This window comes from Paenibacillus sp. OT2-17 (genome assembly GCF_009827695.1).
Classification (GTDB): domain Bacteria; phylum Bacillota; class Bacilli; order Paenibacillales; family Paenibacillaceae; genus Paenibacillus; species Paenibacillus polymyxa_B.
This window is the reverse complement of the sequence record NZ_WUDQ01000176.1, coordinates 1-6,917: the sequence shown is the minus strand read 5'-3', so window position 1 is coordinate 6,917 and position 6,917 is coordinate 1. Positions and strand designations below refer to the sequence as shown.

Genomic DNA, 6,917 nt, shown 5'->3' with positions numbered 1-6,917 from the left:
CTTCTTCAAAACTACCTGTTGAATGGCTGATTCAGATTCAGCGCGTTCTTCTTCAGTGCACCTCTTGTTTCATGAATTGAGTTACTTATTTTGGTTATTCAACAGGCGTGGCAGAATCTAAAAGTATCTATAATCATAAAAGATTTATTCCACTTTTAGATAAGGATTGAGAAGACCATTTCAGCTAACTGCGGCTTTAGTTTAATCACAATCTTCCATAAAAGAGCGCGATTCTATAATAAGGATCAGTTCGTTTTTATTAAAGGGCCATATTATATCTTTTAATTTAAGTGAAACTGCCTAAAAAGTATGTTAATATCAGATTTAACAGACAGACAAACTAGTATTTATAGAGGCGAAATTATGAAAAAATATAGAATATATCAAGTAGACTCATTTACAAAAAATAGATTTCATGGTAACCCTGCTGGGGTTGTTCCAAATGCAAATGGACTTACAGATGAGCAGATGCAGAGAATTGCAAGAGAATTAAATAATTCGGAAACTGCATTTATTTTTGAAACAGATTCTTCAAATTATGATGTTGAAGTAAGATTTTTTACTCCAACAACAGAGGTTCCAATTTGTGGTCATGCAACAGTAGCAGCGCATTATATTTATTCAATTGAGAGAAAAGCTGAAACTGGAAGAATTATTCAAAAGACAAAAGCAGGTATATTGCCTGTTGATGTTATAAAGTATGAAGATGACTATTCTATTGTAATGACACAGGGAGAACCTTCTGTATCAGAGCCTTTAAATGATGAAATAAGAAGTCAGATTGCAAATGCGTTAAGTATTTCTTGTAAAGATATTTGCATGGAATATCCAGTTGCAATATCTTCAACAGGTCATTCTAAGGTAATGGTTCCGATTTACTCCAATGAAATACTACATAGTTTGAAACCTGATTTGCAGAAGCTTACAGAAATTAGCAAGCATATTGGATGTAATGGATATTATGTTTTTACATTAAATCCACAAGAGGATATATTGGTTCACGGAAGAATGTTTGCTCCTGCAATTGGAATAGCTGAAGACCCGGTGACAGGAAATGCAAACGGACCGCTTGGAGCCTATTTGGTACACTATAACATTTTGCAAAATGAGAATGAGCAGTCTTTTGATTTTGATATTTTACAAGGTGAGGCAATCAAAAGAGAGGGAACAATGCATGTTCATGTGAAAAAGGAACAGGGAAAACCCGTATTAGTTCAAATTACGGGGAAAGCGGTTATTGCTTTTTCAACGGAGATGGTACTTTAAAAAAGTCTAACAAAATTATCAATAAGCTTAATGACGGATTGTCAAGCCAAGTACAAACCAATAACACCAATGTCCCAGCAAGTACTCCTGGGACGTATAGCAAAAAGCTTCCTACATGTAGGAAGCTTTTTTGTGTTCCAGCAGGATGATTGCTGCTAGCTTTATACCGTCGCCTTCTCCTTATGAGCAAAGAATTGAGGTAGATGCTCTTTGTGTGCTTCTAGCAATTCATCCAGTACGGTTTGAGCAATGTCCCCGCTTGGTACGAGCGGATTCAGGGTGAAGGCTTGCAGTGCTGTTGCATAGTCACCGGTGACCGCCGCTTCAATCGTCAGCTCTTCCATTGCCTTCATCACTTGCAGCAAGCCCCGCTGTGCAGGTGGGAATTTGCCAAAGTTGACAGGTTCGGCGCCATGGGCGCGAATGACACTGGTCACTTCGATGGCGCTATCATAAGGAACATCATCAATCGCACCATTGTTACGTGTACTAACCACCATCAATGTGCCTTTGTTGTTATAAATGGAATTAATGATCTCACAGGCTGCATCGCTGTAATGCGCACCGCCGCGTTTGGATAGTTCCTCTGGTTTGTAATCCAGATTCGGATCTTTATACAATTCAAACAGACTATCTTCCAGACGTTTGACGACTTGGCCCCGAGTTCCTTCGTTTTTGGCTTCCTCTAATTCTTCCTTGAGCATGTTATCCGTCATATAGTAATACCGATGGTAAGGACAAGGCAACATTTTCAATTGACGAACTTGATCATACAGGAAGCGCATGTTTCTAATATTTTCAACGACCTTCTCCGGTTTTGCGCCAGGAGCGTACAGTCCTTCAATGACTTGCTCTGTTAATTCGGCCCCTGTTTTGTCATAAACTTTGTGCCAATGAAGGTGGTTAATCCCTGCAAATTTAAAGAACAGCTCTTCTTCCGGTTTGTCCAGCACAGCTGATGCACTCTTGATCGCGCCGATTGGAACATTACATAATCCGATGACTTTATCCCACTGACCATAACGAAGCACAGCTTCGGTGACCATACCCGCAGGGTTGGTAAAATTAATCAACCATGCATTCGGACACAGTTCTTTCATATCTTCGACGATATTGAGGATAACGGGTATGGTGCGAAACGCTTTGAACATTCCGCCGGCACCATTGGTCTCCTGACCGATCATGCCATGTTTTAACGGAATACTTTCATCCTTAATCCGGGCTTCCAGCAAGCCTACCCGAAATTGGGTCGTTACAAAATCGGCGTCCTTCAACGCTTCCCGACGATCCAGTGTCAAATGTACCTCACAATCAATGCCTGCGGCCTTCACCATCCGTTTGGCCATGGCACCTACAATCTCCAGTTTTTCACGTCCTGCCTCAATATCTACCAGCCACAATTCCCGAATGGGAAGCTCTGCATAACGTTTGATGAAGCCTTCTACTAATTCTGGTGTATAACTGGAACCTCCGCCAATGGTTGCAATCTTTATGCCTTTTTTCATGGTTAGTGCCTCCTAAGTATGTTTTTTTAACCGCTTTCTTAAGCACAAATTCACTGTAATCCCTGTAATGCATTACAGGTCAAGCGCTTTTAAAAAACTTATTTTGGGAAGGTGACAATTATAGGGCGGGCACTACGAACATGCTAAACACGAACATGCTAAAATAGAAAGAACGAGGTGAGAAAAATGGCGAATATTCATGAAATTGCAAAGCTGGCGGGCGTATCCTCGGCTACGGTGTCCCGTGTCATTAACAACCATCCGTATGTAAGTGAACCGACAAGACAGCGTGTGCAGGAGGTCATAGACCGACTGGATTATGTTCCTAATCTAAATGCGGTATCTTTAAAAAAAGGCATGACCAAGCTCATAGGGATTATTTCACTTTCTTTTAATGATTCATTGGGTTTATTTGTGCGTGGATTTACAATGTATGCCCAGGAGCATGGCTTTAATATAGCACTGTTTATTACGAATGGGGAGAAGGGGCGAGAACTTGAAGCGCTGGAAATGTTGCGGAGAAAGCAACTGGACGCCTTGGTCTGTATGATTCGTGTTAATGAGTGGAGTGTGATTGAGCACTATACAAAATATGGTCCGATTGTGACCTGGCAGCGTGTAAACATTGAGGCAATCCCGTCTGTATTTATGGATCAGTATCAGGGCTATACGATGGCGTTGGAACATTTGTACGCCCGAGGATATCGGAAAATTGTGAATGTGTACGGCAACATGCGGGGGTTGAACACAAAAGAACGCATTCGAGCTTATCATGACTTTTGCGAAAAATATGATTTGGATGCTGAGGCCTTCCCGCATTTTTATGATTTAAATTCAATAGAAGCTGGTGAACAAATAGCTCATTGGTGGGCAGAACGAGAACAAACAGATAGACCGGATGCCTTTGCCTGTTCTACTGATTATTTGGCAGCAGGTCTTTTGACTGAAGCACGGAGACTCGGTGTTTCTGTACCAAGGGATTTTGCAGTAGTAGGCTTTGATAACACCGAAATATCGCATTTGCTTGATTTAACAACGATTCATTACCCGATAGACAAACAAGCGGAGAATGCGTTCATTATGATTTGCAATGCCCTTGAAGGGATGGATGAAACGATACATCATCTGGAATTCAAATTAGTAGAACGAGCGACCACCTAATTCCAAAAGGGACTTCATGTTAGTGGTTATTAATTACCATATTCAAGTTTATATAGTAGGAATAATGGAAGAAAAATGTTGACACATGTTAATAATTGGTGAATAATTTGAGGTGAAAGTATAAAATTTGGATTTTTTGTATGAAGGGTGGTTATGACTTGGGACATACACCTACGATTTTGGCGAAGTTAGAGGATTATTTAGGGGAAAATAATTTGACGCTGGCACAATTTGCCGAACATTCAGGTGTTCATCAAAGAACACTTAATAATTGGATTGCCAAGCATCGTCCTGTTGCGATACATCAGCTAGATCGAATCACTTGGGCTATGGGACTACCAGAGGGTTTTTTTTACGAACTATACATAGATAACTACATCATTGAGCGCTCCCCGGATTGGAGGCGAATTGAGCCGTTGTTGTTTCGCTGTGCGGAACTGGACAAGTTGGATGCTATCCAGCTTGTAGTGGGACATATTATGGACAATCTTCTATATTCCCCAAAGTTATTTGATGCAGCAGAAAAATTATTCGCACAAGGTCAGCACAATGCTGCATTGTTGCTCTACGAAGGGATTGCGGAAGGCGAGAAGTACCAGCATTCTGAACGTTTGGCTATCTGTCAGTATCGTCTGTTTACCATTCAGGTGGGTAACAATCAGATCCGAAATCTCAAGGCGGCTACACGATTTGAACCCTTTGTCGAACGTCTGAATGAAATAGATCAACTCGATGCGTTAAAAGATTTGGCGAATGTGTATCGTTCTCTGCGTGAATGGGACAAGCTCGATGCAACTGCTCGAAAAATGAGAGCCAAAGCGGAGATCCAATATTCTTTGAAACATCAACAGAAAAAGCGAGAGTGGGAGGAGTCTGAACAGAGGCTGAGTCGCCCGATGTTTGTGTACATTACCTATGCTGATTTACTGTGTGCGAGTGTCTGTGAAGCCCAAGGCGATTATCAGCAAGCATTACAATTTACAAATGCCTACGCAGATTTAGATTGGGTGATCGAGACAGACCAGAAAACTCAACACTGGGTCAACTTGTTCAAGCATTGGGCAGAAGGTAATACTTATGTAAATAAACTCCTATCTGGAGATACGAATGTGCTTCCTCATTATGTTGAATATATTGCATCCACATCAATCACTACCGAGAATGAAAAGCTATCCAAGTTGCTGAACGTTATGATAGCTGCTAACCGATATGCAATAGATATTAATGATGTCCTTTCACGTTTTGAAGTGGAGATTAATTCTTTTGCTCTGCTATCACAATCTACTGATATGTACACCCAACAAGTGATGCCGGATTATTTTGCATGGTTTGGTTACGAACTGGCTTATTACTATTTAAGACGGGGAATGTACAATGATGGCTTTAAACACTTAATATATGCATTGGTAAAAGCCCATATACTAAATAATGAGACTTATTTCATAAACTGTACAGGACTTTTTGCACATTTCCAAGCACATACGCTTCCCGAAACAAGGGAAGAGTATTTCAAACTATTAGAAAAGGTGTGGTTAGACAATGTTGAAAAAAATGATTCTGCTGGTCATCGCAGCTAGCTTCTTGTTTATTTTAGCAATGCCTGTTCAGTCGCATAACCAAAATCAAAGAATAACGCCTCACGTACAAATTGGAGGTGCTTAAACGACTAGAAACAAAGACAATTCTCACCGACTAGTTCAAGTTTGGGGAGTTCAGCGACTATTAGAGAGCCAACAAAATAAGGTTAATCTCTAGGTCAGAATTGGCATGTATGCTCTGTATTCATTGGATCTTTTTATGAAAAGGGCCTCTGTTCCACTTAATTAGTGGAAACGGAGGCTCTTTTAACGTGGATTTAGGGGCATCTTTGTTTATGCAAACTTTTGGGATGTTCTTTTTTTGTTAGGCGCATCATTCGAAAATCCAAAAAACGTCTTTTTGTCATAAAATATGACATATAGGAGGGATCATGCTGATGAACCAAGGTGTGACTTTACTTTGTGTCGAACGAGCTAGGAAGAAACTGTACCAGGTCCAGAAAAAGTATGGATTTTTAACACATCCCAAAGTAATAGAACAATCTAAAAAGCTGGATGATCTGTTGAATCATTATCAAACATGTAGATCGGATCATTGAGAAATGATACCATATTTTCCTTTAATTCCTTGACCGCACCTCTAACCTGTTCTGACTGTGTCACGGCTGAAATCACCGCCACACCATCTGCACCTGCACGTGCGACTTCCTCAACACGGTCCACTGTAATACCTCCGATCCCAACAATCGGCACATCAATTCCCGCTTTACGCATCTCATATAAAATTGCCGGTCCCTGTACGGCATGGGCATCATCTTTCGAGATGGTGGGATAGATGGGTCCGACGCCGAGATAATCAGCACCTTGCAGGATGGCTCGACGTGCTTCCTCAATGGTATGGGCAGAGACGCCTAAAATTCGATTTCCGATTCGCTCGCGGACGGATTCGGCGGATTCATCGTCTTGACCGATGTGAACACCGTCGGCGTCGATTTCAAGAGCTAGCTCCACATCGTCATTGATGATGAAGGGGACACCAGCGTGACGGCACAGTTCCTGTAGCTGGCACGCAAGTTCGAACATAGGAACGCCCGTTAATGCGCCAAGACCCTTTTCCCGGAACTGGACCATGGTTGCGCCGCCAGCCAGAGCCTCTTGCACGACCCAGCCTGGTTCCGCGAGGCAATTCACGCTTCCAAGCACCAGGTACATCTGTAGCTGGCGGCGCACCACCTCTGACAACATTCTGCCGTTCATAGCAGCATCTCCTGACGACGGCGGAAGGCCCAATGATTGGTGGGTCCATGTCCTTGTCCAAGCTGCAAAGGTTCCTCAATCGCTGCCTGGATGAAGGCTTTGCCATTCGAGATAGCCTCCGGTACAGACATCCCTTTCCCTAATTCCGCGGTAATCGCTGCTGAGAAGGTGCATCCTGTTCCGTGTGTAT

General features: G+C 42.1%; 7 protein-coding genes. 4 read left to right on the top strand and 3 right to left on the bottom strand.

All coding sequences use genetic code 11. From position 1 onward, the window contains the following. The first annotated feature begins 363 nt into the window (after window positions 1-363). Entirely contained in the window at window positions 364-1,266 is a 903-nt protein-coding gene (locus tag GRP75_RS16465; protein ID WP_160789827.1) for a PhzF family isomerase, read from the top strand. 161 nt (window positions 1,267-1,427) lie between these two features. Here GRP75_RS16465 and GRP75_RS16460 read toward each other — a convergent pair whose 3' ends face one another. Next, entirely contained in the window at window positions 1,428-2,771 is a 1,344-nt protein-coding gene (locus GRP75_RS16460) for a 6-phospho-beta-glucosidase (protein WP_069080424.1), read from the bottom strand. A 186-nt stretch (window positions 2,772-2,957) separates the two neighbouring features. On the opposite strand from GRP75_RS16460, the gene GRP75_RS16455 reads away from it, so the two are divergent. The 3 genes from GRP75_RS16455 to GRP75_RS16445 all read left to right on the top strand — a co-directional run bounded on the left by GRP75_RS16455 (window position 2,958) and on the right by GRP75_RS16445 (window position 6,069). Beyond that, window positions 2,958-3,932: a LacI family DNA-binding transcriptional regulator gene (locus tag GRP75_RS16455; RefSeq protein WP_160789826.1), complete on the top strand. Its 975-nt coding sequence runs from the start codon at window positions 2,958-2,960 to the stop codon at window positions 3,930-3,932. A gap of 140 nt (window positions 3,933-4,072) precedes the next feature. Further along, window positions 4,073-5,509, top strand: a complete 1,437-nt coding sequence (locus tag GRP75_RS16450) for a helix-turn-helix domain-containing protein (protein ID WP_483311093.1) — start codon at window positions 4,073-4,075, stop codon at window positions 5,507-5,509. Window positions 5,510-5,901: 392 nt separating this feature from the next. Then, on the top strand, window positions 5,902-6,069 hold the full coding sequence (locus GRP75_RS16445; RefSeq protein ID WP_071558335.1) for an aspartyl-phosphate phosphatase Spo0E family protein: 168 nt from the start codon (window positions 5,902-5,904) through the stop codon (window positions 6,067-6,069). Here the strand turns inward: GRP75_RS16445 and thiE are convergent. Then, window positions 6,014-6,727 carry a thiamine phosphate synthase gene (gene thiE / locus GRP75_RS16440; protein ID WP_160789828.1) on the bottom strand — a complete coding sequence of 238 codons (714 nt, stop codon included), beginning with the start codon at window positions 6,725-6,727 and terminating at the stop codon, window positions 6,014-6,016. The genes GRP75_RS16445 and thiE overlap by 56 nt on opposite strands. Continuing rightward, on the bottom strand, window positions 6,724-6,917 hold a 194-nt coding region (locus tag GRP75_RS16435), incomplete at its 5' end, for a bifunctional hydroxymethylpyrimidine kinase/phosphomethylpyrimidine kinase (RefSeq protein WP_202404172.1). The genes GRP75_RS16435 and thiE, both read right to left, overlap by 4 nt.